The following is a 25,366-nucleotide window of genomic DNA, read 5'->3' as shown; positions in this document are numbered from 1 at the left end:
ATAAAAATAGTTTTTCAATAATCAATAGGACTGGATTATACCAAATCCTCTAACATACGTTTCAAAACAACCTGAGCAGCCCATACACGGTTGCTAGCCTCCTTAATCACAAGTGAATTTGGCCCATCCAAAATCTCAGATGATAACTCCAGATCTCTTCTTACAGGCAGACAATGCATGACTTTAGCGTCATTCGTCAAACTTAGCTTCTTATTATCCATCATCCAATTATCTTCCACACCATATACCTCACCATATTCCTGATAAGAAGACCAATTTTTTACATAAACAAAATCAGCATTATTTAAACTTTCCTCGAGATTATTTGATATTGTTGCACCAGCAGTAAACTCTTCACTTAACTCGTATCCCATAGGCTGAGCTATCGTGAAATCGACCAATCCTTCCTCTTGTGCTTTACACATCCACTCTGCAAAAGAATTGGGTACTGCTTGAGGTAAAGCCTTAACGTGGGGAGCCCAAGCTAATACTACCTTTGGTTTTTCAACTTTCTTGTACTCCGTGATGGTAATCATATCCGTCAAACTCTGTAACGGATGACGTGTTGCGCTCTCTAAGGAAACAACAGGAACGCCACAGTACTTCATGAATTTGTTAAAGAGGTCTTCGCTATAATCTTCTTCCCGATCTTTCAGTTTTGGAAACGACCGTAGTCCCAAGATATCACAATATTCACCCATTACAGCTGCGGCCTCACGAATATGTTCAACAGTTGTCCCGTTCATCACAACACCATCCTGTGTCTCAAGAGCCCAGCCGTCTTTATCCATATTCATGACCATGACATTCATCCCCAAATTCATCGCCGCTTTTTGTGTGCTTAAACGCGTACGCAAACTCGGATTCAAAAAAACAAGTCCTAACGTCTTATGCTGACCAAGTTCCTGATTATCATAGGGTGCAGCCTTCAAAACCAACGCTTCATGAACAACGTCAGCTATACTAGGTACATCCTTAACAGAGAAAAATCTTTTCATCTATATTTATTTATTCGAGTGCACTTCAACGGACAATATTTAGACACGTCACACTCAGTATATATTTAAACTAATACAACACAATAAAATCTGCTCAGGCTAAACCATCATGGATTAAACCCAGCGACAGTCTTATGCAACCGTTACTGCACTGATCTGCTTCTTCAATGCTACTAAAAATTGATCAGCATGCTCCTTCGTAATATTCAAAGCAGGCAGCAAGCGAATGACAAAAGGCTTAGCTTCTCCAGTAAATATACGATTCTTTAACAAGAGATCTTTCTTTACATGAGCCAAAGATTCCGGCAATTCTATACCAATCATTAAACCTCGACCTCTTACTTCTATAATCTCCTCAATCTGTTTAAGTTCATCAATAAGATATTGTCCCACCTGAGCAGCATTTTCCATAAGCTTCTCTTGTTGGATAACCTCCAATACAGCCAATGCAGCTGCGCAGGCCATATGATTTCCTCCAAATGTCGTTCCTAAGCTGCCATAACTAGCCTCAAATTTCGGTGAAATACTAATTGCGCCAATAGGGAAACCATTTCCCATACCCTTTGCCATGGTATAAATATCTGCATCAACTCCGGAGTAGTCTTGCGCATAAAACAAGCCAGTTCTTCCATACCCACATTGTACTTCGTCGGCAATAAACACAGCCTTATATTGGTTACAAAGAGATCGGATCAAGCGAAGAAAGGAGACTGAGGCTTCTCTGATCCCTCCTACCCCTTGAATACTTTCAATAATCACAGACGAAATTTCATTGCCATATGATTCGAAGGCGGCCTTTAAAGCTTCTTCATCATTAAAAGGAAGGAATACAACATGGTCTGTCTCATTAACGGGCGCCACGATACTTGGATTGTCTGTTGCTGCCACTGCAAGTGATGTTCTGCCATGAAAAGCTTTTGAAAACGCTATAACCTTTTTCCGTTTGTTATAAAAAGAAGCTAGCTTAAGCGCATTTTCGTTTGCTTCCGCGCCCGAATTACAAAGGAATACATCATAATCAACCTTACCGGAAACCTCCCCTAGTAATCGGGCAAGTTCACGCTGAATTGGAATTTCAACAGAATTTGAATAGAAGCCAATACGGTTCAATTGTTCTGTGATACGTTGTACATAATGTGGGTGCGTGTGTCCGATCGATATCACCGCATGGCCACCATACAAGTCCAAGTAAGCATTTCCTTCGGCATCCCACACCGTCGATCCATTAGCCTTTACAATGTTAATGGGATTAATGGGATAAACATTAAATGGTTTCATCTTAATGAATTATAGATTGATAAACGAAATAGCTAGTAATAGAAAAAGCTATCAGATTTTAGCAATACAAATATATTAGTTATAACGGTAGGAATGGTTATAAAATAAAAAAAGTCCCCTTAAAAAGAGGACTTTTTTATGCTATATCAGAAGAAGACTATTCTCCGTCAACTTTTTCTTCACCTTCTACTTCAGCTTTAACTTCTGCAGGAGCTTCAGTTTCGGCAGCAGCAGCTTTCTTAGCACCACCACGACGGCGAGTAGCTTTTTTCTCAGAAGCAGCAGCCTTTTTACCGTAGATTTCGTTGTAATCAACTAACTCGATGAAAGCCATTTCTGCATTATCACCTAAACGGTTTTCCATTTTGATGATACGTGTATAACCACCTGGACGATTAGCAACTTTTTCAGATACTTCGCGGAATAAGATAGAAACTGCATCTTTATCTTTCAAGTAAGCGAATACTGTACGACGAGAGTGAGTCGTATCATTTTTAGATTTAGTAATCAAAGGCTCAACATACGTACGCAACGCTTTTGCTTTAGCCAAAGTAGTTGTAATACGTTTGTGTTTGATCAATGACGTTGCCATGTTAGCCAACATTGCTTTTCTATGGCTATCCGTACGGCCTAAGTGATTTACTTTTTTTCCGTGTCTCATTTTGGATTTTATTATACTACATATACCGTTCTTGCATTCCCTAATCTACTACACATTCAATGGTTTATATTCCATCAAATTGAGCCATTAGCACAAGAGGAATTATATATAGTGGTCGCTTATTAAATAATTATTCTTCGTCTAATTTGTATTTTGCCAAGTTCATTCCGAATGACAAACCTTTCGATTTCACCAACTCTTGAATTTCACTTAACGATTTTTTACCGAAGTTCCTGAATTTCAACATATCAGCTACGTCGTAAGTAACCAACTCAGCTAATGTGCGAATATCAGCAGCTTTCAAGCAGTTCAATGCACGCACAGAGAGATCAAGATCTACTAACTCTGTTTTCAAGATCTTACGCATGTGTAAGATTTCTTCATCAACAACTTTCGTTTCTTCTTTAGTTTGAGATTCAAGAAGCATATTCTCATCAGAGAACAAGATAAAATGTTGAATTAAGATTTTAGCAGCTTCTTTCAGCGCCTCTTCAGGGTGAATTGAGCCATCAGTAGAGATATCCAACAATAATTTCTCGTAGTCAGTTTTTTGCTCTACACGGTAATTCTCAATGGTATATTTAACATTCTTGATCGGAGTAAAGATCGAATCGATTGCGATAACACCTACTGGCGCATCAACGACTTTATTCTCATCAGCATTTACGTATCCACGACCTTTGGCAATACTCAATTCCAATTCAATTGTCACTGAATTATCCATGTTACAGATTACCATGTCAGGGTTTAAGACCGTAAAGTTATTAGAGAACTTGGTGATATCACCAGCTAAGAACTGTTCTTGACCATTGATTACTACAAATACCTTTTCGTTGTCGCCAATCTCACCTGTTTTTTTGAAACGGATTTGTTTCAAGTTCAAGATAATTTCAGTTACGTCTTCAACAACACCTTTTATCGTTGAAAATTCGTGCGAAACGCCAGAAAACCTTATCGACGTAATTGCATATCCTTCTAAAGAGGACAATAGAATACGGCGCAAAGCATTACCAATGGTTACACCAAAACCAGGCTCCAATGGACGAAATTCAAACGTACCATCAAAATCCGTAGATTTTTGCATGATAACTTTATCCGGTCTTTGAAATGCTAAAATTGCCATTTATTTTCTTTTAATTTTTTATTTGTAATAATAATAGTAATACAATAGAAGATGCATACCCCAAAATTGGACTATGCATTCTTCTATTTTATTTATTATTTAGAGTATAACTCAACGATTAAGTTCTCTTTAATGTTTTCAGGAATATCAGCTCTTTCTGGATAGCTTAAGAAAGTACCTTTCAATTCCTTCGCATTCCACTCTAACCAAGAAAATTTATTTACAGTACGACCTGCAACTGAATTTGTAATGGCCTCAAGCGTTTGAGAACGTTCACGAACTGCTACAACGTCACCAGGACGTAAGCTATATGATGGAATGTTAACAACTTCGCCGTTAACAGTAACATGTTTATGGGATACCAACTGACGAGCAGCGGCACGAGAAGTAGCAATACCTAAACGGTAAACTACGTTGTCCAAGCGAGCTTCTAGTAATTTTAAGAAGATCTCACCTGTAATACCTTGTTTAGAGGAAGCTTTAACAAATAGATTTGCGAACTGACGCTCCAATACACCATAAGTGTATTTCGCTTTTTGTTTTTCCAACAACTGAATAGCATATTCAGATTGTTTACCTCTGCGTTTAGAAGCTCCATGTTGTCCAGGAGGGTAATTTTTCTTTTCTAACGCTTTATCTGGGCCGAAGATCGGCTCTCTAAATTTACGGGCAATTTTGGACTTAGGTCCTGTATATCTAGCCATTTTTTTTTACAATTAAAGTATCTATCAGCCTATAGCCAATGAATCTTATCTTTAAATTAATTAAACTCTTCTACGTTTTGGAGGACGACAACCGTTGTGAGGAAGTGGAGTGATATCTTTAATAGTAGTCACATCAATTCCCACAGTTTGTAATGTTCTGATTGCAGATTCGCGACCAGCACCAGGACCTTTTACAAACACTTCAACTTTACGTAGACCCAAGTCGTGTGCAACTTTTCCACAGTCTTGTGCAGCTTGACCAGCAGCATATGGCGTGTTCTTTTTAGAACCACGGAAACCCATTTTACCAGCACTAGACCAAGAAATAGTTTGACCTTGATTATTCGTCAAAGTTACAATGATATTATTAAACGTTGCGTTAATGTGAGCCTGACCTACAGGTTCGATAACAACGATACGCTTTTTTGCAGCTTTTTTAGTTTTAGCCATTTCTTATTTATTATTTAGTAGCTTTTTTCTTGTTTGCAACTGTCTTACGTTTACCTTTACGAGTACGTGAGTTGTTTTTAGTACGTTGACCACGAACTGGTAAATGTTTACGGTGACGCAATCCGCGGTAACAACCGATATCCATTAAACGTTTGATGTTTAATTGAACTTCGGAACGCAATGCTCCTTCAACTTTCAGTTCGTCGTTAATGATAGTACGAATTGCTGCCAATTGGTCATCATTCCATTCTTGTACCTTCACATCTTCGCTGATACCAGCCTTTTCCAAGATATATTCAGCTCTTGTACGACCGATACCAAAAATATAGGTAAGGCCGATCACACCTCTTTTGTTTTTAGGTAAATCAATACCTGCTATCCTTGCCATATAATATTAAGCTATTATTTTTTTAATGAATTAACCCTGACGTTGTTTAAACTTAGGATTCTTTTTGTTGATTACAAAAACTTTACCTTTGCGACGGATGATCTTACAGTCCGCGCTACGTTTTTTTATTGATGCTCTTACTTTCATGATATTTATTTTTTCAAAAGCTTGTGCTAATACAAGGGCTTACTGCTATTTGTAGCGATAAGTAATCCTTCCTTTAGTCAAATCATACGGAGACATTTCCAATTTAACTTTATCACCAGGTAAAATTTTGATATAGTGCATACGCATTTTACCAGAAATATGGGCAATGATTTCATGTCCATTTTCCAACTCTACCCTAAACATAGCATTAGAAAGTGCCTCTCTAATTATACCGTCTTGTTCTATTGAGGCTTGTTTAGCCATATATTCTCGATTAAATTTAATTTAAAAGCCTGCGAACAGGAGTGCAAAGATAAATAAAATAATTGAAAACCAATTACTTTTTACCCAAAACTTTCTCAACATGTTCGAATGTCAGCAACACATCGGGTTCTCCTTTTCGGATTGCAACCATCTGTTCAAAGTGCGCTGATAATTTTCCATCCACTGTACTTACTGTCCAACCATCGTCCCAAAAACGAACCCCAGCACGCCCTGCGTTGATCATCGGTTCGATACAAATAACCAAACCTTCTTCCAGTTTTGGGCCAGCACCTCGTTTTCCATAATTAGGAACCTCGGGTTTTTCGTGTAAGTGGTAACCTACACCATGTCCTACCAGTTCCCGCACAATTCCGAATCCGAATTTGCTCACATATTCCTGGACAGCCGAAGAAATATCTCCAACACGCTTACCAGCAACAGCCTGCTCAACACCTTTGTACAATGATTCCTTTGTTACATCCAACAACAATTGTGCTTCCTCAGATATTTCACCTACACCAAAGGTATAAGCAGAATCACTGATAAAACCGTTCAAATTAACACCTCCATCGACTGAAACAAGATCTCCGTCTTTAATTTCGTAATCGCTGGGAAAACCGTGTACAATTTGATCGTTGACAGATATACACAAAGAATATGGAAATCCCTGATAATTTAAGAACGCTGGCGTCCCACCATTATCATGAATATACTCATAAGCTAATTTATCAAGAGATATAGTCTTTACCCCGGGCTTAATCACTTTTGCGATTTCACCAAGCAATTGCGAAAGAACATCTGCTGACTTTCGCAATTGCTCTATATCTTCTGCTGACTTATAAAATACTTTAGACATCTAAAGAAATTAAATTGCCGAATGATCCATTCCCTCAACAGACGCAGCCGAACGGCCTTTAATACGACCTGCTTTCATTAATCCATCATAATGACGCATCAACAAATGAGATTCAATCTGTTGCAAAGTATCCAACACCACACCTACTAAAATCAATAAAGACGTACCTCCATAGAAGTGCGCAAATTGATTATTAATACCAAACAAACTTGCAATAGCAGGAAGAATAGCAATGATCGCTAAGAAAATCGCGCCAGGAAATGTAATATTTGATATTACGCGGTCTATAAAATTACTCGTCTCTAATCCCGGTTTAATACCCGGAACAAAACCTCCGTTCTTCTTCATGTCGTCCGACATCTGTTGAGGATTCACCATGATTGCTGTATAGAAAAACGTAAATGCGATAATTAACACCGCAAATGTTACGTTATACGCTACAGAAGTATAGTTACTCAACGAAGTCAAAAACTCCGATTGAAGATTTGGGAAGAACTGCCCCAAACTCATCGGCACAAACATAATCGCCTGCGCAAAAATGATAGGCATTACACCTGCAGCATTTACCTTTAAAGGAATATACTGACGCACCCCACCGACTTGCTTGTTTCCAACAATTTTCTTCGCGTATTGTACAGGGATCTTACGAACCCCCTGTACGATCAAAATCGTAAAGATCACAACAAAGAACAAAGCCACAAATTCGAGCAACAATGGAATTGGACCACCACCACCTTTCGCCATTCTCGAAACCCATTCCGCAGTGATACCACTTGGCAATTGAGCGATAATACCAGTCATGATGATCAAAGAAATACCATTACCGATACCTTTATCTGTAATTTTTTCCCCTAACCACATCACAAATAAAGTACCGCCTGTCAAAACTACTGCAGTAAGAATAGTGAACAATGGATCTGCAATTGTCTTAGCACTTGGCTCGATCTGAGTACGCACATAGGCAAAAGCTTGAAGCAAAGTAATCCCTAAAGTTAAATAGCGAGTAATTTGGTTCATTTTTTGACGACCACTTTCCCCTTCTTTCTGCATCTTTTGGAAATAAGGAACCGCGATGCCCAGCAATTGAACAACAATGGATGCCGAAATATATGGCATTACCCCTAAAGCAAAGATAGCTGAACGGGAGAATGAACCACCCGCAAACATATCCAGTAAGCCCAATAAACCCTCTTTCTGACCAGAAGCCAGCGCATGAGGATTTACACCTGGTAATACCACGTGACATCCAATACGGTAAATCAAAAGAAAAAGTAAGGTATTTAGAATACGCGTACGTAAATCATCGATTTTCCAAATATTGGTTAAGGTTGTGATTAGTTTCTTCATTTATTAAATTTTAACGATAGAACCGCCTGCAGCTTCAATAGCTTTTTGAGCAGAAGCAGTAAACGCGTGCGCTGTTACTTCAACTTTAGCTTTCAACTCACCGCGACCCAAGATTTTAACTTTGTCATTTTTAGACACTAAACCATGAGCTTTCAATGCGTCGAAATCTACAGCTGTCAAATTGTATTTCTCGATCAACGCTTGTAAAGTATCTAAGTTTACACCATTATACTCAACACGGTTGATGTTTTTGAAACCAAATTTAGGCACACGGCGTTGCAAAGGCATTTGACCACCTTCGAAACCGATTTTCGTAGAGTGACCTGAACGAGAACCAGCACCTTTGTGACCACGTGTTGAAGTACCACCACGACCAGAACCAGTACCACGGCCAATACGTTTGCTACTTTTTACTGCACCTTTTGCAGGTTTTAAATTACTTAAGTTCATTTTTAAACTAAATTGTGCTAGCCCTTCGCTCTCACTAAACAGGTACTAGCGATTAAAAAATAATGATTATTAATAACAAGTAATGGAAGAAGTCCAAAGACCTCTTCCATATGCTAATATTAAATAGTTTCGATAGCTACTAAATGGTTTACTTTACGTACCATTCCAATAATTGATGGAGTAGCTTCAACTTCTACTGAGTGGTTGATTCTTTTCAAACCTAATGCCTCAATAGTTTTCTTTTGGCGCTCGCTTCTGTCGATAACGCTCTTTATCTGGGTGATTTTGATTTTTGCCATGATAATTAACCGTTAAATACTTTGTTCAAATCGACACCGCGGTGTTGTGCTACTGTATATGCATCACGCATATCTGATAAAGCTGCTACAGTTGCTTTTACCACGTTGTGTGGGTTAGAAGAACCTAATGATTTAGCCAATACATCTTTGATACCAGCAGACTCCAATACTGCACGCATTGCACCACCAGCCAAAACTCCTGTACCACCTACTGCTGGTTTAATCAAAACTGAACCACCAGAATATTTACCATATTGTGCGTGAGGAACAGTACCTTTGATAATAGGAACTTTTACCAAGTTTTTCTTTGCGTCATCGATACCTTTAGTGATTGCTTCAGTTACTTCTTTAGCTTTACCTAAACCATAACCAACAATACCGTTTTCATCACCTACTACAACAATTGCAGAGAAGCTGAAAGTACGACCACCTTTAGTAACTTTTGCTACACGTTGGATACTTACTAAGCGATCTTTTAATTCAATTTCGCTTGATTTTACTCTTTTTATATTGCTTAATGCCATTTTTTTCTATGATTAAAAGTCTAAACCGCCTTCGCGAGCACCTTCAGCCAAAGATTTGATACGGCCATGGTATAAGTACCCATTACGGTCAAAAACTACTTTATTAATACCTGCTGCTACTGCTTTTTCAGCAACCAATTTACCGACAGCTTTAGACTGTTCCACTTTGTTACCTGATGCAGCAAATTCTTTTGATAAGCTAGATGCAGCAACTAATGTTTTACCTGCATTGTCATCGATGATTTGCGCATAGATACCTTTGTTACTTCTAAAAACCGATAAACGTGGACGTTCAGACGTTCCAGCAAGGTTTTTTCTGATTCCTTTTTTGATTCTCTCTCTACGAGATGCTTTTTGTCCTGCCATGATTATTATTTTTTAGCTGATTTACCTGCTTTTCTTCTCAATACTTCACCTGCAAACTTAACACCTTTTCCTTTGTAAGGTTCTGGTTTACGGAAGCCACGGATTTTAGCCGCTACTTGTCCGATCAATTGTTTATCGGCACACTCTAAAGTGATTGTAGGGTTTTTACCTTTTTCAGCAGTAGTTAATACTTTAACTTCGTTTGGCAATACAAAAACAATCTGGTGAGAGAAACCTAAAGTTAACTCTAATACGTTACCAGTACTTGAAGCACGGTAACCTACACCGACTAACTCTTGCGTAGTTTTGTAACCTTCAGTCACACCGTAAACCATGTTAGCCAACAGGGAGCGGTATAGACCGTGTAATGCTTTGTGTTTCTTTTGATCAGTTGGACGTGTTACAACGATATTGCCTTCTTCTTGAGCAATCGTGATGTCACGGTCAACTTGTTGTGTTAATTCGCCTTTAGGACCTTTTACTGAAACTAAGTTTTTGTCCGAAATAGTAACAGTTACCCCAGCAGGGATAGCGATAGGCGCTTTTCCAATTCTTGACATTTCTTTGTGCTTTTACCTAGATTAATAAACGTAACATAAAACTTCACCACCAACATTTTGAAGTCTAGCTTCTTTATCTGTCATTACACCTTTAGATGTTGACAAGATAGCAATACCTAAACCATTCAAAACACGGGGCATAGTATCAACGCTTGCATACTTTCTTAAACCAGGTTTACTCACACGTGTCAACGTACGAATAGCCGGAATTTTGCTAATTGGGTTATATTTCAATGCGATTTTGATCGTACCCTGTACGCCATTCTCATCAAATTTGTAATTAGCAATGTAACCTTTATCAAAAAGAACTTTAGTGATTTCTTTTTTTAGGTTCGATGCAGGAATTTCAACAACCCTGTGGTTGGCCTTGATGGCATTCCTTACTCGTGTAAGGTAATCCGCAATTGGATCTGTAGTCATTATATATGAAAATTTGTGACAGCGGTTTCCCTCCCAACCGTTGGTATGGGACCTTCTATCTGTTAAACGATTTTAAAATGCAAAAAACCCGGCAATCCTAAGTTGAATTGCCCGGGCAAAATTAAGTATTTTTTTTAAATTACCAAGAAGCTTTTTTCACCCCTGGGATTTTGCCATCTAAAGCCATCTCACGGAATGTTACACGAGAGATACCGAATTGACGCATATATCCTTTAGGACGGCCAGTCAATTTACAACGATTGTGTAAACGTACTGGAGAAGCATTTTTAGGCAATTTATCTAATGCAGCGTAATCGCCAGCAGCTTTTAATTCTGCACGTTTTGCTGCATATTTAGCTACCAATTTAGCGCGTTTTACTTCGCGTGCTTTTAATCCTTCTTTAGCCATTGTTATTAGTATTTTGATTTTTAAATGGTAAACCGAATTGTTTCAACAATTCTAAAGCCTCAACATCATTTTGAGCAGAAGTCACGAAAGTGATATCCATACCTTGGATCTTGTTGATTTTGTCAATGTTGATCTCAGGGAAAATGATCTGTTCAGTGATACCTAAGTTGTAGTTACCACGTCCGTCAAAGCCTTTATCGTTGATACCGCGGAAGTCACGAATACGTGGAAGCGATACGGCTACCAAACGATCCAAGAACTCAAACATATTGTTGTCACGCAAAGTAACACGTGCCCCTACAGGCATACCTTTACGTAATTTAAAGTTCGAGATATCTTTTTTCGATTTTGTAGCGACAGCTTGTTGACCTGTAATTAAAGTCAACTCAGCGATAGCGTTATCGATTAATTTTTTGTCAGCTGTTGCAGCTCCTACGCCTTGTGAAACAACGATTTTCTCAAGTTTAGGAACCTGCATAATACTTTTATACTGAAATTTTTCTTGAAGTGCTTTACGGATTTCCTCCGCATATTTCACTTTTAATCTTGGTACGTAAGTCATTATTTAATTTCCTCCCCTGATTTTTTAGCGTAACGAACTAATTTACCATCTGCGTTTAACTTACGACCTACACGTGTAGTTGCACCCGTTTTAGGATCGATAACAGCTAAATTAGAGATGTGAATACCAGCTTCCTTCTCAATGATACCACCATTAGGATTAGCTGCACTTGGTTTAGTGTGTTTTTTCACGATGTTAGCGCCCTCAACGATAGCTCTATTTTTATCCACTAAAACAGTTAATACTTTTCCTTGAACACCTTTAGAGTTACCAGCGATAACTTTCACTAAATCACCTTTTTTAATTTTGATTTTGTGCGTAGTTGTTTTTGTTTTCTGTGCCATAATTATAAAACCTCCGGTGCTAATGATACAATTTTCATGAACTGTTTCTCACGCAACTCTCTAGCCACAGGGCCAAAGATACGTGTACCACGTGGTTCATCATTATTATTTAATAATACAGCGGCGTTGTCATCGAAACGGATATATGAACCATCTTTACGACGGATTTCCTTTTTCGTTCTAACGACTACTGCTTTAGAAACGGAACCTTTTTTCACGTTTCCTGAAGGCATAGCGCTTTTCACCGATACAACAATCTTATCTCCGATTGATGCATAACGCTTGCGCGTACCGCCCAATACACGGATTACTAAAACTTGTTTAGCACCGCTATTGTCAGCTACATTAAGTCTTGATTCTTGTTGTACCATGTTATTTAGCTCTTTCTATAATTTCAACTAATCTCCAGTTTTTTGTTTTACTCAGCGGACGAGTTTCCATAATTAATACCGTATCGCCGATACCGCAGGTATTAGTTTCGTCATGAGCTTTAAATTTAGTAGTTTTTTTAACGAACTTACCATAGATCGGGTGTTTCACTTTACGCTCCACTGATACCACGATAGATTTGTCCATCTTGTTGCTAACTACTAAGCCGATTCTTGTTTTTCTTAAATTTCTTTCCATTTCGACTTTAAATTTATGCCTCAGAGGCTGTTTCATTTTTAGCTGCAGCTTTGCGTGCACTGATCTCTGTACTGATACGAGCGATAGTTCTGCGTGCTGCTTTGATCACGTTAGGGTTCTCAATAGCTGAAACAGCATGTGCAAATTTCAATTTTGTAAGGGCTGTTTTCTCTTCTACAAGACGAGCTTTTAAGTCCTCATTAGATAATTCTAAAATTTCTGAATTTTTCATGTTTTTTCAGTTGTTATTTGGGTTATCATCGGTTTATATATAGCGTTAGGGGTAACGGCCCTAACGCTTAAATGATGACATTACCAAGATTTTATGCTTCAACGTAGTCTCTACGAATCACAAACTTAGTTTGAACCGGAAGTTTTTGAGCGGCAAGGCGTAAAGCTTCTTTGGCAATTTCCAAAGGCACACCTTCTGCTTCAAATAACATACGGCCTGGGCGTACTACTGCTACCCAGTATTCTGGAGCACCCTTACCTTTACCCATACGTACCTCTGCAGGTTTTTTCGTAACCGGTTTGTCAGGGAAAATACGAATCCAAACTTGACCTTCACGTTTCATATAACGTGTAACCGCAATACGAGCTGCCTCGATTTGACGACTAGTGATCCATGCTTGCTCCATTGTTTTGATACCGAAAGAACCGAAAGCTAACTCCGCTCCACGAGAAGCGTTACCTTTCATGCGGCCTTTCTGCATCTTTCTGAACTTCGTTCTTTTTGGCTGTAACATGTTCGTATACTTTTTAAATCTGCTTCTTCAGCAGGTTTTTGTTGTAATCTAAATAAAACTATTAATCTTTTTTCGGACCACGGTTGCTTCCACCACGGTTGTTTCCACCACGGTTGTTTCCACCGCGACCACCTTTGTTATTGCGGTTGTCACGACGTTCGCCACCACCTTCGTGGTTGCCACGTGATTTTACACCAGATGCTTGACCAATGTTTGGAGATAAGTCACGTTTACCGTAAACCTCACCTTTACAGATCCAAACTTTGATACCAATTTTACCGTATGTAGTCAATGCTTCAGCTAAAGCGTAGTCGATATCAGCACGCAATGTGTGCAAAGGAGTTCTTCCTTCTTTGTATTGTTCAGTACGCGCCATTTCAGCACCGCCTAAACGACCAGAACACATGATTTTGATACCTTCTGCACCCATACGCATGGTAGAAGCGATTGAAGTTTTCATTGCACGACGGAATGAAATACGTGCCTCTAATTGTTTAGCGACACCTTCTGCTACTAACTTAGCATCTAACTCAGGGCGTTTGATCTCGAAAATGTTGATTTGAACATCCTTTTTAGTCAGTTTCTTCAACTCTTCTTTGATCTTGTCAACTTCTTGACCACCTTTTCCGATAACGATACCTGGACGAGCAGTGTGAATTGTAACAGTGATACGTTTTAACGTTCTTTCGATAACAACTTTAGCTACACCACCTTTTGCGATACGAACAGAAAGATATTTTCTGATTTTTTCGTCTTCAACTAATTTATCGGAATAGTTTTTACCTCCGAACCAGTTAGAATCCCAACCTTTGATGATTCCTAATCTGCTACCTATTGGATTTGCTTTTTGTCCCATTTCTCAATAAATTAGTTTTGTTCAACGTTTAATTTGCTATCAACTACCAACGTAACGTGATTTGAACGTTTACGAACTCTGTATCCGCGACCTTGAGGAGCCGGACGTAATCTTTTCAATTGACGACCACCACCTACTGATACTTCTTTTACAATTAGTTCGCTTTCTTCCACTGATTTACCTTCGTTTTTGGCTTCCCAGTTTTTGATTGCAGATAATAATAATTTTTCTACACGAGCAGCAGCTTCTTTACTTGAGTGTTTTAAAATGTATAATGCATTTTCAACACGTTGACCACGAATTAAATCTACCACTAAGCGCATCTTACGAGGCGAAGTCGGGCAGTTCAATAATTTGGCATCCGAAGCTCCTCCTTTTTGAGCTTTCTCTTGCTCTTTGCGTTGTCTAATTAAGACAGACTTTTTAAGTTTTTTTGTTGCTTCCATTACCTATTATTTTTTCTTTTCTGCGTGGCCTCTGAATGTACGCGTAGGAGCGAATTCACCAAGCTTGTGACCTACCATATTCTCTGTTACATAAACAGGGATAAATTTATTCCCGTTGTGCACTGCGAAGGTATGGCCAACAAAATCAGGGGAAATCATTGATCTACGAGACCATGTTTTGATAACTGACTTTTTGTTAGTTTCATTCATAGAAAGAACTTTTCTCTCTAAGTTGTGATCGATATAAGGACCTTTTTTAATTGAACGAGCCATTATTTTTTCCTTCTCTCAATGATGTAACGATTCGATGTTTTCTTCTTGTAACGTGTTTTGAAGCCTTTAGCTAATACACCTGTACGTGAGCGTGGGTGACCTCCTGAAGTACGGCCTTCACCACCACCCATAGGGTGATCTACTGGGTTCATCGCAACACCACGAACTCTTGGACGACGACCTAACCAACGTTTGCGACCTGCTTTACCTAACACTTGGTTAGATCTTTCATGGTTCGATACTGAACCAATCGTAGCAACACAAGTCAATAAGATCATACGTGTTTCGCTCGAAGGCAATTTGATGATTGCATATTTACCATCACGAGCAGACAATTGAGCATAAGTACCAGCCGAACGAGCAATTGAACCACCTTGACCAGGATTTAATTCAATGTTGTGGATGATAGAACCCAATGGAATGTTTGCTAATGGTAATGTATTACCAACTTCTGGGGCAACTTTATCACCTGCTATTACAGTTTGACCAACTACTAAACCAGCTGGAGCAAGAATGTAACGTTTTTCACCATCTGCATAATGCAACAATGCAATACGAGCAGTACGATTTGGATCGTACTCAATAGTAGCTACTTTTGCAGGGATATCTTTTTTATCGCGTTTGAAATCAATTAATCGGTATACTTTTTTATGTCCCCCACCGAGATAACGCATAGTCATTTTACCGGAGTTATTACGACCGCCTGATTTCTTGTTGATTTTAACTACTAACGATTTTTCAGGAACGTTTGTAGTAACATCAGAGTAGTCTGCGCCTACTCTAAAACGAGTACCAGGGGTTACCGGTTTGAATCTTTTAACTGCCATTTTTTATTATATAGTACTGTAAAAGTCAATAGTTTCGCCGTCTTTAATAGTAATGACAGCCTTTTTATACTTAGGAGCTCTACCAGATACGAAACCTGCTTTTGTGTAACGGCTTTTTGCTTTACCAGCTACTACTGCAGTGTTTACAGCAAGAACTGTAACACCAAACATAGCCTCAACAGCTGCTTTGATCTGGATTTTGTTTGCTCTGTGATCTACTTTGAAAGCGTAACGGTTTAATTTTTCCGTTAACAAAGAAGCTTTCTCAGTCAAGATAGGTTTTTTAATAATTTCCATATTACTTAGCTAATGCTTCCTCCAAAGATTTAACAGAATCTGTTGTCAACAATAATTTTGTTGCGTTCAATACATCATATGTATTTAAATCAGATGCAACAATAACTTTTGCTTTTTTCAAGTTTCTGCTTGATTTATAAACAATTTCATCGTAAGCTGGCAATACCAACAATGTTTTCTCATCAGCTACATTCAACGCATCGATTAAAGCAACATAGTTTTTAGTTTTGATAGCATCGAATTTCACTTCGTCCAATACCACAATGTTATTATCTTTTGCTTTGTAAGACAACGCTGATTTACGTGCTACTTGTTTCAATTTCTTGTTCAATTTGAACGAGTAGTCACGAGGTTGAGGACCGAATACACGACCACCACCATTAAACAATGGAGATTTGATAGAACCCGCACGAGCACCACCAGTACCTTTTTGTTTGTGTAATTTACGAGTAGAACCCGCGATTTCGTTACGTTGTTTAGATTTGTGAGTTCCTTGGCGTTGGTTCGCTAAGTATTGTTTCACATCCAAATAGATCGCATGATCGTTAGGCTCTAACCCAAATACCGACTCAGGAAGTTGCACCTTGGCACCTGTTTCTTTACCTGATAAATTTAAAACTTTAACTTCCATCTCTACTATTTGTCTACGATTACATAAGAACCTTTAGCTCCTGGAATGGAACCACTAACAACGATAAGGTTTTGCTCAGCGTAAACTTTCAACACCTGTAAGTTTTGAACTTTAACTCTGTCACCACCTGTACGACCTGCCATGCGCATACCTTTGAATACGCGTGAAGGCCATGATGAAGCACCTAATGAACCTGGAGCACGCAATCTGTTGTGCTGACCGTGAGTCGCACCACCTACACCACCAAATCCATGACGTTTCATTACACCTTGGAAACCTTTACCTTTTGAAGTACCGACTACATCTACGTACTCACCTTCTTCAAAAAGAGTAACGTCAACTACGTCACCAAGTTGTTTTGCATCTGGGAAAGTTTTAAACTCTACCAACTTACGCTTAGGCGTTGTATTTGCTTTCGCAAAGTGCCCTTTCAAAGGAGCTGTCGTGTTTTTCTCCTTAGCTTCGTCGAAACCAAGTTGAATTGCCGAGTAGCCATCCTTTTCTTCCGTACGTATCTGCGTAACCACGCACGGCCCGGCCTGAATCACTGTACAAGGAATATTTTTCCCATCAGCGTTAAACAGGCTCGTCATTCCTACTTTTTTTCCAATAATACCTGACATGTTGTAAATTAATTAATTAAAAGTCCTTCGAAGCAGTAGGGCTTCGCTCAAGACATACTTTCCCCTTTAAGGGATTGCAAAGTTACAAACATTTTTATAACTGTCAAATAATTAATGAATTATTTTTTTATTTTATCCTGTAGCAGGAAAACTGCCTTAACCCCTCCTGCCCCCCTTCGCCTATCAACAAGAATCACAACGTTCGAAGAAAAAGAAATAAAAAAAATGAGTTTCAAAATTTATACTGCCATACAGTTGTCATTGGGCCACCTAAATTTGTGGCATATTACAGCGCAAGAGGCGATGTAAATTTTTAAATTTTAAATACGAAAAAATGAGTACAGCGATCATTTCGAAACAAGAATTACTTGAACACTGGTTGGGCCATAGAAAATTGACCCGCCAAACTATTGAAAAATTTCCCGAAGAAGAATTGTTCAATTATAAAGTAGAAGGCATGCGAACTTTTGCGGATATGCTGAAAGAATTATTGGCAATTGCCGTTCCCGGCCTACAGGAGATCGTAGATAACAAAAGTGGTGAGCTAAACGAAAATTTCAGCTATTCAACAAAAGCCCAGCTTTTACAAGCGTGGGACGAGGCAACTCCAATACTCATCGATCTATTTAACAAAATCTCGGAAGAACGCTTTGCTGAGGAATTCAATTTGTTTGGACAGTACAAATCGCCGGTCGTCCACAGCATTCTTTATTTTATAGATAATGAAATCCATCACCGCGGGCAGGGATTTGTCTACCTGCGCTTGCTTGGCATTCAACCACCGTTTTTTTGGGAAAGGGGATAATTTCGGACATAACCCGACAAGAATACTTGCTTGGATCCAACAGGAAGAACCTAGCAAGTATTCTTGCCCACTTCAATACAGCTGAAGCCTGCCTGCACCTTGTCATGATTAAGCTGTTCTAAAGCTGATGACAGCAATCGTTTTACCACTCCTTTCAACGACTCGGGCTCGATAATATTTCCTTTGTCAGCAAACATCAAATACCAACGTGCAAATCCATTTTCCATATTTACACATTCGAAATGCATTTCAACATAATCTTCCGCAATCACTTCCTGCTGAAAGCCGAAATAATGACGGTCCCATTCCATATACCTTGCCATTTCCTTATCCACCCGTACCACGACTTTAGTAGTCGGATCTTCATGTCGTTTGTTGAGAAAGAAAGATAGCTCAGGATGTTCTCTTCCAAAATCATCTGTAAGTATTCGGATATTATTTATACGGTCCAATCGAAATTGCCTATAATCCTTTCGTAGTTTACAGAATGCGAGGATATACCAGAATTTACTTTCAACAAAGATACCAACAGCTTCAATTTCCCTTTTCTCAGGATTTTTGTCCGACGGTTTGGTATAATAAATCTCTACGCACTTTTTTGCAGCGATACTTTCGATCAATATGTTGGTGCCATGCGTTAGCTTTTCGTTGAACTGATGTCGCCCACCCCGGACAAGAAATTTATCTCCGACTAGGGCGACTTGCTCTTTTTCGTTGCCTCTCAGTATCGCCTTCATTTTAAGCAATGCTGTGGCAAAATGATTGGCAAGATTCCGATCCGTATATTTTTCAACCAGTTTCTCCGCTGCGACAAAACTTAATGCTTCTTCTTTTGTAAATTGCAAGGGTGGCATTTTATACCCCTCCACTAAAGAGTATCCGCTTCCGGCTTCGCCATAGATTGGAACTCCAGCCTGCATCAAGGAGCGGATATCACGGTAAATTGTACGCTGGCTCACTTCAAAGCGTTCTGCCAAAGCCCCCGCTGTCACAACAGGTTTGGCCTGTAGATGCATATAAATAGCGAGTATACGATCAAATCTTTTCTGGATATCCGTCATTGGGATAAAGGTACGAGTTATTCTATTTTCTTTAACAAATATAAAGATATGTTTTCACAGGTATAGCGCTGAATACTTTTTCAATTCATCACTCAAATCTCGCACAAATTCCCTTGAATTAACAACGAACCCAGCCTTGGAATCGATATCTCTGCCCTTCATCTATATAGTCGCCGTCTCATTGACATCTGTGTTAAATCCGAAGCTGGCACCCTACTTCTGGTCAACCAATCCAATAAAGAAGAAATTGCTAAAGGAGACGAGTTCCTGCTGCGCAATTGGAGCTACTACGGGTTGATCGAAAAAATCAAATACAAGGCCAGCATGGCTGGCATAAACGTTATCGTTGAATAATTTCAAAAATGGCAAAGCTTTACATCATAAAGCCTTGCCATTAAACTTATCTTTAAGCATAACACTTTATCTTTAAGCATAACACTTTTCTAATCCAGCTTATGGATTCCGTCGAAAACAACTATATAACCCCACAATAAATGGAATTCGAAAAGTCGTCTTTGAGTGTATCCCATACACCTACATAAACATGGCAATCGAATGCTTTCTTGCTTATCCCCTCAACTTCAAATGAGCAGGAACCCTGATTTACATTGGCAATAGATATTTTCAACCGCGACTCGCCCTCTATGTCTATCAATCCCACATTGATTTTATATATACTGCTTCTATATTCATCATCTACAGTCCAGCTAAGATCAATCCGATCACCATCCAAACTTACTTGACAGTTAGCTAATGGGGTAAGCGGACCTGAAAACAGGAGGAGTTTTTCAGGATTCACAAAAGGCTTATTATTTTCACCTAATTCAAGAGTTTCTTTAAAAATGTGGCGCTGCGCCAATTGGAAAGCTCCTACACGACCTCCTTTTGTCGCGAGTCATTGATAACCAAACTCTAGAATTACTTTATTGGCGCCAGCAAACTTACCTGCAACTTTTTGTTTTTCTCTATTTAAAAGTTCGGCCTCGCTCGGCGGAGACGTTCGTTTTTTTCTTTTGCCGCCACGTACGACATTTTGGCCTTTCAATAGATAAGCACTCACCGAACCAAATTTCCCAACAATAGCACCGTTCGGACCATTTTGTAAAATTGCCATAAAATTTTTCTCCTTTTGTCTATAATTGATGGTATATAACTTATTACTAATATAACATCAAATTGCCCATTAAAAGAGGAGTAACACTACTTTTACAAAGTATTAACAGGGGGTTAACAGGGGTAATCCCCCTGTTAACCCCCTGTTATCCCCCTGTTAACCCCCTATAAATCCCTTGTCAATATAGGAATTGGTGTTAAATTGGTAGTTATTTGAGCGTACGAGATGGATGTACGAAATAAGTACTTCACTTTTTCCACAGGATGTTAACAACTTTGTTGAAAACTCAAGAATCCTCTCGTCAGGGCTTGATAACCTTCTCTCCACGGAGCAATCGGTCATAGCGCACCAATGCCTCTACATAATAGTAATCCGCATAGGTTAACGGAACATCAACTTCTGTTTTATGTGGAATAGAACCGACACTATGTTTTAAAATATACCCTCCGGCCTCTTTGAAATCTGCTTTATAAGGTTTAGCAGAAAGCGACCGCAGCATTTGTTCAGCCTTTGAGATATAGAGCTGGCTTTCACTACCTGTTGTGTATTGTGCAAGTTCCAGCAAAGCCGAAGCGGTCACCGAAGCGGTCGATACATCACGAAGGTCTTTCTGGCTATAATATTTACTATCCGGAGTAAGCTTGTTCTGGTCCATATCCCAATAAGGTATGAGATCTTTCGGAAGATTGGGATGATTCAGGTAAAACTGTGCAATATGTCGAGCGTGCTCCAAATACCTCCTGTCGCCGGTCTCGCGGTACATCATCGTATAACCATAAAGCCCCCAGGATTGCCCTCTGGCCCATGCAGACTCATCAAAAGCTCCTTGCGCAGTCTTTCTCGAAATAATACTTCCATCTTTCGGATTGTAATCCACGACATGGTAGGAACTATAATCTTTTCGGTAATGGTTGACCATCGTTGTATTGGCATGCTGCACCGCAATATCCCGATAACGCTGATCACCTGTCATCTTGGAAACTTCCGTCAAAAATTCCAGGTTCATCATGTTGTCGATGATCACCGGATAGGTCCAAGACTGGCCATCCCAATTTTTTCCACCGTCCCATGAACGAATCGTTTTCGGTGCTTCATGGAAACGTGTCGCCAACGACGCTGCTCCAGTACTTAAAATTTCTTTATAGGACGCCGAATCACCCGTCAAGCGCAATGCATTCCCAAAGCTACAATACAACATGAAGCCCAAATCATGTGTTCCTTTGTTATATTTTTCTTTCTCCAGTTGCTTCAGTTTACTTTTGGCTTCCGTCAAAAGCTTTTCATCCTTGGTATACTCGTATAAGTATAACACTGTACCGGGATAAAAGCCAGAACACCACCAGCTCGAACCCCAATTTACATATTTGCCATCTTTATAGGTTGTAGGCATATCCGATTCATCGATCGATGCTGCCAGGTAGGCAATTTGTTTGTGTGCATCTTCTAAATTGGAGCGGACAAATTCTTTGTCGAGCCCCAATTTCACCGCCGTCAAGTTCCGCTGACTGGAACAGGAGACTCCCTGCATTCCCAGCCCAATTATCAAAGCCCCCGTAATATAGTGTTGTATCTTCATTTTATCCAATCCTTAATCTTTTGCTTTTTTATTCCTTTTTCGTTTTAATAACTTACATAATAGTCTTTGGGAAATTGCTCTGCCTTCCAGCATTTTTGGGAAGTCCATGGTTGTGGAGCACAGGTCCAGAACTCATCCTCTGCCGGTAACCCCAAGGGCAGGAAAGAAAGAGAGGCCACATACATTGAACCTGCATTTGTATAGTAATCTGCGAGATTGGATTGTTTATCACCTACCACGCCCATACGCAGCCATCCCGAGGGCGCAAAGGTTTTGTCAATATAAATATGACGAAGTATCGTGGTTAATGCAGCCCTGACCTGTCCTTTCGAAATGTCTTCGGGCAACTTATTTTCCAAAGCAACTGTTGCCAGCGGCTGGAATGCGGCATTCTTATACGTTGAGGAACGTCCAACAACGACATAATGGCCTTCCGGCGAGATCATGCGTTCCAGATGATGCGCATAGCGCTGCATGCGTTTATAGGCCCGCTCATACATCTCCTTGTATTTTCCACCAGCTGGGATATTATGACGCAGCGACTCCACCTGCATACAATGGATCACATAACCATTGTAGTGGTCAAAACTAAAATGGGCACCATCACTATACCAGCCATCTCCCACATACCATTCCTGATCAAATTTATTGACCGCATAATCGATCTTTTCCCGTACAAATTGCTCTCCTATGCTGTAAAGAAACGTTTCTGTCATTGCGGCAAACAGCAGCCAATTGCTCTCATTCGGCTTAATCTTGCGCAATAGTTTGAACTCCTCAACGACTCTTTTTTTAGTCACTTGGTTTAAAGGTTCCCATAAAGCTTTTGGAGCCCTCAAAAAAGCCAGTGCAAGATGCGCTGCATCCACAAGAGTCTGAGAGGAAGGTCCTCGCCAAGTAAAATAATCCGGGGATTTGGGGTCTACTCCATATTGTATACCGAGCAGCGTCTGTTCTCTCAATTTTTTTCGCAGTTTCCCTTCCTCAGTTAGGTCATCCGGTAGGGCCAACCAAGGTGCCATTCCGGCCAACAAGCGCCCGAAGGCTTCCAGATATCCCACTCCGGGATCCCTGCTATCAAAAGTTGGACTTACCTCCATCGGCATATTTTTACGCCACTGTTGTTTACTAATATTGCTCAATATGGGGGCTGCCATCTTATGTAAGATAGATACCCAATAAGCCCGGTCATTTTCGGTCAAATTTCTTTTATCGTCTAAAGTACTTGCTTTTGCTTCCATTGGTAAAGACGCCGTTAATGCGCCTACTCCAGCTCCGCCTAACAATTTTAATAAGGATCTTCTCTTCATTGATAAGGGTTTATAAATTAAAAATATCTATTGTACATAAAAATACTAGCCGAAGTAAACCAATCGCTTCAGCAAACGACTGCATGAGCGATTGATAACAAACTTCCTCCTTAATAAATCCATCCTGGTGTCGGTTTCAGATTTCTATTTAATTCTATTTCGGCCTTTGGAACTGGCCAAGTGTACCATTGATCACCTATCCATTCATAAGTAGTACCTCCAGTGTTCTCACTACCTCCCCACGCATGTTGCGAAAATTTCTGATCAAACTTTGTCTCTTTCAGCGTCTTCCAACGCATTTCATCAAAAAAGTTAACGCCCTCCCCAATTAATTCACGACGTCGTTCATCTCGTACATAATTACGTGCATTAGTTTGATTTGAAAAAGAAGAAGCCATTGTTGGAATTCCAACTCGATCCCTGACTTGTTTTACTTTTGCCATAGCACCGGATAGGTCATTCATCTCTACTAATGCTTCTGCCCACATCAACAAAACATCGGCATAACGAATAATAGGCTCGTCTACCGGATTTTGCTCACGACGGGCATATTCTAATCCTTCGCCCACAAACTTACGATGGATATACTTAAACTCGGCCTGTGCATTTGCACTTCCCGAAGTATAATAAGTGCTGGGCAAACTACTATTCAAATTGGGTTCAGCTCCAGATTGGTCTACATAATACTTACCAGTGACGGGGAATCTATAGGTATACACACCTGCAGCAGTAGAATTGCTATTTACGCCTTGAAAAGATGCATAAGGTGTCAAGACATTATAAGCTAACCTTGGATCTCTATTTGCGTAGGCTGCTTTCAGTCGCGCCTCATTACCTTCTGGCAGATAAAATGCCCGCGCAGTACTATTCAATTTATTTAATTCCGTATTGATTACTGTGGTCACCGTTGGGTGAACATCATTTCCATTAACTTTTTGATCTCGTATAAAAAAGACTTTTCTATTGGGAGCGCCTAAAGCATTTACTGTATTCCATTCAGGAATGTAATCCGACCAACTAAACGGACGGACAGTAGTTCCGTCAATAATTTCTTCATATAAATTGACCAAAGCTGGAGTTACTTGTAAATCTGTCCAACATCCTCGACTATCTTTTGCTCCCTGTTGAAACGCCGCTGTGTATTTCTGCACAGCTGAACCATATCCCGATGGTTCCTCAATATACTGAACGCTCAAAATCATCTCTTCACAACGTTCATTTGCTACTTTGAACAATTGCTTATAATTGGCGAAAAGTTTATAACCACTCTCACCAACCTTTGCAAAGTCAGCGACGGCCAAATCATATTTTTTTGTCATGAGATAAGCACGTCCACGTAATGCATAGGCCGCACCTTTACTTACTCTCCCCTCCCCTTGAATTTGATTGTTTGGCAAAGCGCTTTCATTAATTGCGTCCGACAAATCTTTAACAATAAGTGCCCAAACCTCTTCTTCTGAACTTTGGCCTTTATTACCTTCTGCTGGACTAATAGGCTCTGTGTAAATAGGAACACCCAAACCATTCCGGCCATACAGTTCATTAAGCCGCATGTAAAAGAATGCCCGCAAGACTTTGCATTCAGCGACCAGCTTATTCTTTTTTTGCTGATCCATCGCTGCATCTGGTATGTGAACTATAGCATCATTAGCGCGGTGTACCCCATCATACAACCATTTCCATTGGAATGAAAAATAGGAATTACTTGGATTAACGGCACTGGAAAAAAGGTTGTTTAAATTATATTCCCCTTGTCCAGTCATACCAAAGGCCTCATAAGCATAATACCCAATATTGGCAGAGGTCCCTACAATTCCATCACTTCTTACCGGACGTTGTAACGAATAATAAACGCCTATTACCCCCTGATCAACCAACGTTTCAGATGACCACATTGTTCCCGACGATATTTTGTCATTAGGTGTAAGGTCCAATATTTTTGTACAAGACGATAAAGAACTTGCTATACCAATTGCTATGACAGATTTTAATATTTTTTTCATCTCTATTTTTATTTTATTTGA

Annotated in this window: 39 protein-coding genes; 1 reads left to right on the top strand and 38 read right to left on the bottom strand. The window is 39.6% G+C overall.

All coding sequences use genetic code 11. The features are described 5' to 3' along the window. Window positions 1-35: 35 nt before the first annotated feature. From J2X77_RS13475 to rplC, 31 genes are all read right to left on the bottom strand, one after another. On the bottom strand, window positions 36-998 hold the full coding sequence (locus tag J2X77_RS13475; protein WP_310081143.1) for an acetylornithine carbamoyltransferase: 963 nt from the start codon (window positions 996-998) through the stop codon (window positions 36-38). A gap of 132 nt (window positions 999-1,130) precedes the next feature. Beyond that, window positions 1,131-2,276 (bottom strand): aspartate aminotransferase family protein, encoded by a 1,146-nt coding sequence (locus J2X77_RS13470; protein WP_293887612.1) that lies wholly within the window; start codon window positions 2,274-2,276, stop codon window positions 1,131-1,133. A gap of 157 nt (window positions 2,277-2,433) precedes the next feature. Next, window positions 2,434-2,937: a 50S ribosomal protein L17 gene (gene rplQ / locus J2X77_RS13465; protein WP_209577717.1), complete on the bottom strand. Its 504-nt coding sequence runs from the start codon at window positions 2,935-2,937 to the stop codon at window positions 2,434-2,436. A gap of 130 nt (window positions 2,938-3,067) precedes the next feature. Next, complete coding sequence (locus tag J2X77_RS13460; protein ID WP_046674887.1) at window positions 3,068-4,060, bottom strand: DNA-directed RNA polymerase subunit alpha; 993 nt, start codon at window positions 4,058-4,060, stop codon at window positions 3,068-3,070. 95 nt (window positions 4,061-4,155) lie between these two features. Further along, window positions 4,156-4,764, bottom strand: coding sequence for a 30S ribosomal protein S4 (gene rpsD / locus J2X77_RS13455; protein WP_209577715.1), 609 nt, complete (start codon window positions 4,762-4,764; stop codon window positions 4,156-4,158). Window positions 4,765-4,824: 60 nt separating this feature from the next. Then, the gene (rpsK, locus tag J2X77_RS13450; RefSeq protein WP_046674885.1) at window positions 4,825-5,214 is read right to left on the bottom strand and encodes a 30S ribosomal protein S11; all 390 of its coding nucleotides are present in this window, start codon (window positions 5,212-5,214) and stop codon (window positions 4,825-4,827) included. Window positions 5,215-5,224: 10 nt separating this feature from the next. Further along, window positions 5,225-5,602 carry a 30S ribosomal protein S13 gene (gene rpsM, locus J2X77_RS13445; protein WP_209577713.1) on the bottom strand — a complete coding sequence of 126 codons (378 nt, stop codon included), beginning with the start codon at window positions 5,600-5,602 and terminating at the stop codon, window positions 5,225-5,227. Window positions 5,603-5,632: 30 nt separating this feature from the next. After that, complete coding sequence (gene ykgO, locus J2X77_RS13440) at window positions 5,633-5,749, bottom strand: type B 50S ribosomal protein L36 (RefSeq protein ID WP_013665024.1); 117 nt, start codon at window positions 5,747-5,749, stop codon at window positions 5,633-5,635. Between the two features lie 45 nt (window positions 5,750-5,794). Then, on the bottom strand, window positions 5,795-6,013 hold the full coding sequence (gene infA / locus J2X77_RS13435) for a translation initiation factor IF-1 (protein WP_002997456.1): 219 nt from the start codon (window positions 6,011-6,013) through the stop codon (window positions 5,795-5,797). Between the two features lie 73 nt (window positions 6,014-6,086). Beyond that, entirely contained in the window at window positions 6,087-6,869 is a 783-nt protein-coding gene (gene map / locus J2X77_RS13430) for a type I methionyl aminopeptidase (protein WP_209577710.1), read from the bottom strand. A gap of 9 nt (window positions 6,870-6,878) precedes the next feature. After that, a complete protein-coding gene (gene secY / locus J2X77_RS13425; RefSeq protein WP_310081116.1) occupies window positions 6,879-8,216 on the bottom strand; it encodes a preprotein translocase subunit SecY in 1,338 nt (445 codons plus the stop codon). A gap of 3 nt (window positions 8,217-8,219) precedes the next feature. Further along, complete coding sequence (gene rplO / locus J2X77_RS13420; protein ID WP_046674881.1) at window positions 8,220-8,666, bottom strand: 50S ribosomal protein L15; 447 nt, start codon at window positions 8,664-8,666, stop codon at window positions 8,220-8,222. Window positions 8,667-8,785: 119 nt separating this feature from the next. Further along, on the bottom strand, window positions 8,786-8,965 hold the full coding sequence (rpmD, locus tag J2X77_RS13415) for a 50S ribosomal protein L30 (protein ID WP_046674880.1): 180 nt from the start codon (window positions 8,963-8,965) through the stop codon (window positions 8,786-8,788). A gap of 5 nt (window positions 8,966-8,970) precedes the next feature. Beyond that, a complete protein-coding gene (rpsE, locus tag J2X77_RS13410; RefSeq protein WP_209577706.1) occupies window positions 8,971-9,489 on the bottom strand; it encodes a 30S ribosomal protein S5 in 519 nt (172 codons plus the stop codon). Between the two features lie 12 nt (window positions 9,490-9,501). Next, complete coding sequence (gene rplR / locus J2X77_RS13405; RefSeq protein ID WP_370877906.1) at window positions 9,502-9,864, bottom strand: 50S ribosomal protein L18; 363 nt, start codon at window positions 9,862-9,864, stop codon at window positions 9,502-9,504. Continuing rightward, on the bottom strand, window positions 9,861-10,415 hold the full coding sequence (gene rplF / locus J2X77_RS13400; protein WP_310081114.1) for a 50S ribosomal protein L6: 555 nt from the start codon (window positions 10,413-10,415) through the stop codon (window positions 9,861-9,863). The genes rplR and rplF overlap by 4 nt, the downstream gene beginning before the upstream one ends. A 21-nt stretch (window positions 10,416-10,436) precedes the next feature. Continuing rightward, a complete protein-coding gene (gene rpsH, locus J2X77_RS13395) occupies window positions 10,437-10,838 on the bottom strand; it encodes a 30S ribosomal protein S8 (protein WP_223584601.1) in 402 nt (133 codons plus the stop codon). A 136-nt stretch (window positions 10,839-10,974) separates the two neighbouring features. Continuing rightward, window positions 10,975-11,244, bottom strand: a complete 270-nt coding sequence (gene rpsN, locus J2X77_RS13390; RefSeq protein ID WP_209577701.1) for a 30S ribosomal protein S14 — start codon at window positions 11,242-11,244, stop codon at window positions 10,975-10,977. After that, window positions 11,237-11,806, bottom strand: coding sequence for a 50S ribosomal protein L5 (gene rplE / locus J2X77_RS13385; RefSeq protein WP_046674875.1), 570 nt, complete (start codon window positions 11,804-11,806; stop codon window positions 11,237-11,239). The genes rpsN and rplE overlap by 8 nt, the downstream gene beginning before the upstream one ends. Next, on the bottom strand, window positions 11,806-12,150 hold the full coding sequence (rplX, locus tag J2X77_RS13380; protein ID WP_070570406.1) for a 50S ribosomal protein L24: 345 nt from the start codon (window positions 12,148-12,150) through the stop codon (window positions 11,806-11,808). Before rplX ends, rplE begins: the two co-directional genes overlap by 1 nt. A gap of 2 nt (window positions 12,151-12,152) precedes the next feature. After that, the gene (rplN, locus tag J2X77_RS13375) at window positions 12,153-12,521 is read right to left on the bottom strand and encodes a 50S ribosomal protein L14 (protein ID WP_046674873.1); all 369 of its coding nucleotides are present in this window, start codon (window positions 12,519-12,521) and stop codon (window positions 12,153-12,155) included. A gap of 1 nt (window position 12,522) precedes the next feature. Further along, window positions 12,523-12,777 carry a 30S ribosomal protein S17 gene (rpsQ, locus tag J2X77_RS13370; protein ID WP_046674872.1) on the bottom strand — a complete coding sequence of 85 codons (255 nt, stop codon included), beginning with the start codon at window positions 12,775-12,777 and terminating at the stop codon, window positions 12,523-12,525. A gap of 13 nt (window positions 12,778-12,790) precedes the next feature. Continuing rightward, entirely contained in the window at window positions 12,791-13,009 is a 219-nt protein-coding gene (rpmC, locus tag J2X77_RS13365; RefSeq protein ID WP_153844935.1) for a 50S ribosomal protein L29, read from the bottom strand. A gap of 91 nt (window positions 13,010-13,100) precedes the next feature. After that, the gene (gene rplP / locus J2X77_RS13360) at window positions 13,101-13,523 is read right to left on the bottom strand and encodes a 50S ribosomal protein L16 (RefSeq protein ID WP_046674870.1); all 423 of its coding nucleotides are present in this window, start codon (window positions 13,521-13,523) and stop codon (window positions 13,101-13,103) included. Between the two features lie 61 nt (window positions 13,524-13,584). Continuing rightward, window positions 13,585-14,379, bottom strand: a complete 795-nt coding sequence (gene rpsC / locus J2X77_RS13355) for a 30S ribosomal protein S3 (protein ID WP_046674869.1) — start codon at window positions 14,377-14,379, stop codon at window positions 13,585-13,587. Window positions 14,380-14,390: 11 nt separating this feature from the next. After that, complete coding sequence (gene rplV / locus J2X77_RS13350) at window positions 14,391-14,825, bottom strand: 50S ribosomal protein L22 (RefSeq protein ID WP_070570408.1); 435 nt, start codon at window positions 14,823-14,825, stop codon at window positions 14,391-14,393. 6 nt (window positions 14,826-14,831) lie between these two features. After that, window positions 14,832-15,098 carry a 30S ribosomal protein S19 gene (gene rpsS, locus J2X77_RS13345; RefSeq protein ID WP_002997495.1) on the bottom strand — a complete coding sequence of 89 codons (267 nt, stop codon included), beginning with the start codon at window positions 15,096-15,098 and terminating at the stop codon, window positions 14,832-14,834. Beyond that, window positions 15,098-15,925 carry a 50S ribosomal protein L2 gene (gene rplB / locus J2X77_RS13340; protein ID WP_046674867.1) on the bottom strand — a complete coding sequence of 276 codons (828 nt, stop codon included), beginning with the start codon at window positions 15,923-15,925 and terminating at the stop codon, window positions 15,098-15,100. Before rplB ends, rpsS begins: the two co-directional genes overlap by 1 nt. A gap of 6 nt (window positions 15,926-15,931) precedes the next feature. Next, window positions 15,932-16,222 carry a 50S ribosomal protein L23 gene (gene rplW, locus J2X77_RS13335; RefSeq protein WP_046674866.1) on the bottom strand — a complete coding sequence of 97 codons (291 nt, stop codon included), beginning with the start codon at window positions 16,220-16,222 and terminating at the stop codon, window positions 15,932-15,934. A gap of 1 nt (window position 16,223) precedes the next feature. After that, entirely contained in the window at window positions 16,224-16,853 is a 630-nt protein-coding gene (gene rplD / locus J2X77_RS13330) for a 50S ribosomal protein L4 (protein ID WP_209577699.1), read from the bottom strand. A gap of 5 nt (window positions 16,854-16,858) precedes the next feature. After that, a complete protein-coding gene (gene rplC / locus J2X77_RS13325; RefSeq protein WP_046674864.1) occupies window positions 16,859-17,476 on the bottom strand; it encodes a 50S ribosomal protein L3 in 618 nt (205 codons plus the stop codon). A gap of 334 nt (window positions 17,477-17,810) precedes the next feature. On the opposite strand from rplC, the gene J2X77_RS13320 reads away from it, so the two are divergent. Next, window positions 17,811-18,281, top strand: coding sequence for a DinB family protein (locus tag J2X77_RS13320; protein WP_209577697.1), 471 nt, complete (start codon window positions 17,811-17,813; stop codon window positions 18,279-18,281). 50 nt (window positions 18,282-18,331) lie between these two features. Here the strand turns inward: J2X77_RS13320 and J2X77_RS13315 are convergent, their stop codons facing one another. The 7 genes from J2X77_RS13315 to J2X77_RS13285 all read right to left on the bottom strand — a co-directional run bounded on the left by J2X77_RS13315 (window position 18,332) and on the right by J2X77_RS13285 (window position 25,345). After that, window positions 18,332-19,342, bottom strand: a complete 1,011-nt coding sequence (locus J2X77_RS13315; RefSeq protein WP_310081087.1) for a YafY family protein — start codon at window positions 19,340-19,342, stop codon at window positions 18,332-18,334. A 213-nt stretch (window positions 19,343-19,555) separates the two neighbouring features. After that, complete coding sequence (locus J2X77_RS13310; RefSeq protein ID WP_209577693.1) at window positions 19,556-19,702, bottom strand: hypothetical protein; 147 nt, start codon at window positions 19,700-19,702, stop codon at window positions 19,556-19,558. Window positions 19,703-19,817: 115 nt separating this feature from the next. Beyond that, window positions 19,818-20,141: a hypothetical protein gene (locus tag J2X77_RS13305; protein ID WP_310081085.1), complete on the bottom strand. Its 324-nt coding sequence runs from the start codon at window positions 20,139-20,141 to the stop codon at window positions 19,818-19,820. 96 nt (window positions 20,142-20,237) lie between these two features. Next, window positions 20,238-20,456 carry a hypothetical protein gene (locus J2X77_RS13300; RefSeq protein ID WP_310081083.1) on the bottom strand — a complete coding sequence of 73 codons (219 nt, stop codon included), beginning with the start codon at window positions 20,454-20,456 and terminating at the stop codon, window positions 20,238-20,240. Window positions 20,457-20,757: 301 nt separating this feature from the next. Beyond that, complete coding sequence (locus J2X77_RS13295; RefSeq protein ID WP_310081081.1) at window positions 20,758-22,032, bottom strand: glycoside hydrolase family 88 protein; 1,275 nt, start codon at window positions 22,030-22,032, stop codon at window positions 20,758-20,760. A gap of 44 nt (window positions 22,033-22,076) precedes the next feature. Then, window positions 22,077-23,342 (bottom strand): DUF2264 domain-containing protein, encoded by a 1,266-nt coding sequence (locus J2X77_RS13290; RefSeq protein ID WP_209577689.1) that lies wholly within the window; start codon window positions 23,340-23,342, stop codon window positions 22,077-22,079. 110 nt (window positions 23,343-23,452) lie between these two features. Next, the gene (locus J2X77_RS13285; protein ID WP_209577687.1) at window positions 23,453-25,345 is read right to left on the bottom strand and encodes a RagB/SusD family nutrient uptake outer membrane protein; all 1,893 of its coding nucleotides are present in this window, start codon (window positions 25,343-25,345) and stop codon (window positions 23,453-23,455) included. Window positions 25,346-25,366 lie beyond the last annotated feature (21 nt).

The organism is Sphingobacterium sp. 2149, from assembly GCF_031455655.1.
GTDB lineage: Bacteria > Bacteroidota > Bacteroidia > Sphingobacteriales > Sphingobacteriaceae > Sphingobacterium.
This window is presented reverse-complemented; position numbering and strand designations above follow the sequence as displayed.

What these genes read in the sequence shown, in the direction of transcription:
- ykgO (WP_013665024.1), bottom strand. Translation starts at nt 5,749, where the DNA reads ATGAAAGTAAGAGCATCAATAAAAAAACGTAGCGCGGACTGTAAGATC.
- rpsS (WP_002997495.1), bottom strand. Translation starts at nt 15,098, where the DNA reads ATGGCTCGTTCAATTAAAAAAGGTCCTTATATCGATCACAACTTAGAG.
- rpsE (WP_209577706.1), bottom strand. Translation starts at nt 9,489, where the DNA reads ATGGCATTAAGCAATATAAAAAGAGTAAAATCAAGCGAAATTGAATTA.
- rplP (WP_046674870.1), bottom strand. Translation starts at nt 13,523, where the DNA reads ATGTTACAGCCAAAAAGAACGAAGTTCAGAAAGATGCAGAAAGGCCGC.
- map (WP_209577710.1), bottom strand. Translation starts at nt 6,869, where the DNA reads ATGTCTAAAGTATTTTATAAGTCAGCAGAAGATATAGAGCAATTGCGA.
- rplN (WP_046674873.1), bottom strand. Translation starts at nt 12,521, where the DNA reads ATGGTACAACAAGAATCAAGACTTAATGTAGCTGACAATAGCGGTGCT.
- rpmC (WP_153844935.1), bottom strand. Translation starts at nt 13,009, where the DNA reads ATGAAAAATTCAGAAATTTTAGAATTATCTAATGAGGACTTAAAAGCT.
- rplC (WP_046674864.1), bottom strand. Translation starts at nt 17,476, where the DNA reads ATGTCAGGTATTATTGGAAAAAAAGTAGGAATGACGAGCCTGTTTAAC.
- rpsQ (WP_046674872.1), bottom strand. Translation starts at nt 12,777, where the DNA reads ATGGAAAGAAATTTAAGAAAAACAAGAATCGGCTTAGTAGTTAGCAAC.
- J2X77_RS13285 (WP_209577687.1), bottom strand. Translation starts at nt 25,345, where the DNA reads ATGAAAAAAATATTAAAATCTGTCATAGCAATTGGTATAGCAAGTTCT.
- rpmD (WP_046674880.1), bottom strand. Translation starts at nt 8,965, where the DNA reads ATGGCAAAAATCAAAATCACCCAGATAAAGAGCGTTATCGACAGAAGC.
- J2X77_RS13315 (WP_310081087.1), bottom strand. Translation starts at nt 19,342, where the DNA reads ATGACGGATATCCAGAAAAGATTTGATCGTATACTCGCTATTTATATG.
- rplE (WP_046674875.1), bottom strand. Translation starts at nt 11,806, where the DNA reads ATGACTTACGTACCAAGATTAAAAGTGAAATATGCGGAGGAAATCCGT.
- rpsM (WP_209577713.1), bottom strand. Translation starts at nt 5,602, where the DNA reads ATGGCAAGGATAGCAGGTATTGATTTACCTAAAAACAAAAGAGGTGTG.
- J2X77_RS13290 (WP_209577689.1), bottom strand. Translation starts at nt 23,342, where the DNA reads ATGAAGAGAAGATCCTTATTAAAATTGTTAGGCGGAGCTGGAGTAGGC.
- rpsN (WP_209577701.1), bottom strand. Translation starts at nt 11,244, where the DNA reads ATGGCTAAAGAAGGATTAAAAGCACGCGAAGTAAAACGCGCTAAATTG.
- rplW (WP_046674866.1), bottom strand. Translation starts at nt 16,222, where the DNA reads ATGGAAATTATTAAAAAACCTATCTTGACTGAGAAAGCTTCTTTGTTA.
- rplF (WP_310081114.1), bottom strand. Translation starts at nt 10,415, where the DNA reads ATGTCAAGAATTGGAAAAGCGCCTATCGCTATCCCTGCTGGGGTAACT.
- rplD (WP_209577699.1), bottom strand. Translation starts at nt 16,853, where the DNA reads ATGGAAGTTAAAGTTTTAAATTTATCAGGTAAAGAAACAGGTGCCAAG.
- rplO (WP_046674881.1), bottom strand. Translation starts at nt 8,666, where the DNA reads ATGAACTTAAGTAATTTAAAACCTGCAAAAGGTGCAGTAAAAAGTAGC.
- rpsC (WP_046674869.1), bottom strand. Translation starts at nt 14,379, where the DNA reads ATGGGACAAAAAGCAAATCCAATAGGTAGCAGATTAGGAATCATCAAA.
- J2X77_RS13295 (WP_310081081.1), bottom strand. Translation starts at nt 22,032, where the DNA reads ATGAAGATACAACACTATATTACGGGGGCTTTGATAATTGGGCTGGGA.
- J2X77_RS13320 (WP_209577697.1), top strand. Translation starts at nt 17,811, where the DNA reads ATGAGTACAGCGATCATTTCGAAACAAGAATTACTTGAACACTGGTTG.
- secY (WP_310081116.1), bottom strand. Translation starts at nt 8,216, where the DNA reads ATGAAGAAACTAATCACAACCTTAACCAATATTTGGAAAATCGATGAT.
- infA (WP_002997456.1), bottom strand. Translation starts at nt 6,013, where the DNA reads ATGGCTAAACAAGCCTCAATAGAACAAGACGGTATAATTAGAGAGGCA.
- rplX (WP_070570406.1), bottom strand. Translation starts at nt 12,150, where the DNA reads ATGGCACAGAAAACAAAAACAACTACGCACAAAATCAAAATTAAAAAA.
- rplQ (WP_209577717.1), bottom strand. Translation starts at nt 2,937, where the DNA reads ATGAGACACGGAAAAAAAGTAAATCACTTAGGCCGTACGGATAGCCAT.
- J2X77_RS13300 (WP_310081083.1), bottom strand. Translation starts at nt 20,456, where the DNA reads ATGGCAATTTTACAAAATGGTCCGAACGGTGCTATTGTTGGGAAATTT.
- J2X77_RS13460 (WP_046674887.1), bottom strand. Translation starts at nt 4,060, where the DNA reads ATGGCAATTTTAGCATTTCAAAGACCGGATAAAGTTATCATGCAAAAA.
- rpsK (WP_046674885.1), bottom strand. Translation starts at nt 5,214, where the DNA reads ATGGCTAAAACTAAAAAAGCTGCAAAAAAGCGTATCGTTGTTATCGAA.
- rpsD (WP_209577715.1), bottom strand. Translation starts at nt 4,764, where the DNA reads ATGGCTAGATATACAGGACCTAAGTCCAAAATTGCCCGTAAATTTAGA.
- J2X77_RS13475 (WP_310081143.1), bottom strand. Translation starts at nt 998, where the DNA reads ATGAAAAGATTTTTCTCTGTTAAGGATGTACCTAGTATAGCTGACGTT.
- rplB (WP_046674867.1), bottom strand. Translation starts at nt 15,925, where the DNA reads ATGGCAGTTAAAAGATTCAAACCGGTAACCCCTGGTACTCGTTTTAGA.
- J2X77_RS13470 (WP_293887612.1), bottom strand. Translation starts at nt 2,276, where the DNA reads ATGAAACCATTTAATGTTTATCCCATTAATCCCATTAACATTGTAAAG.
- rplV (WP_070570408.1), bottom strand. Translation starts at nt 14,825, where the DNA reads ATGGAAGCAACAAAAAAACTTAAAAAGTCTGTCTTAATTAGACAACGC.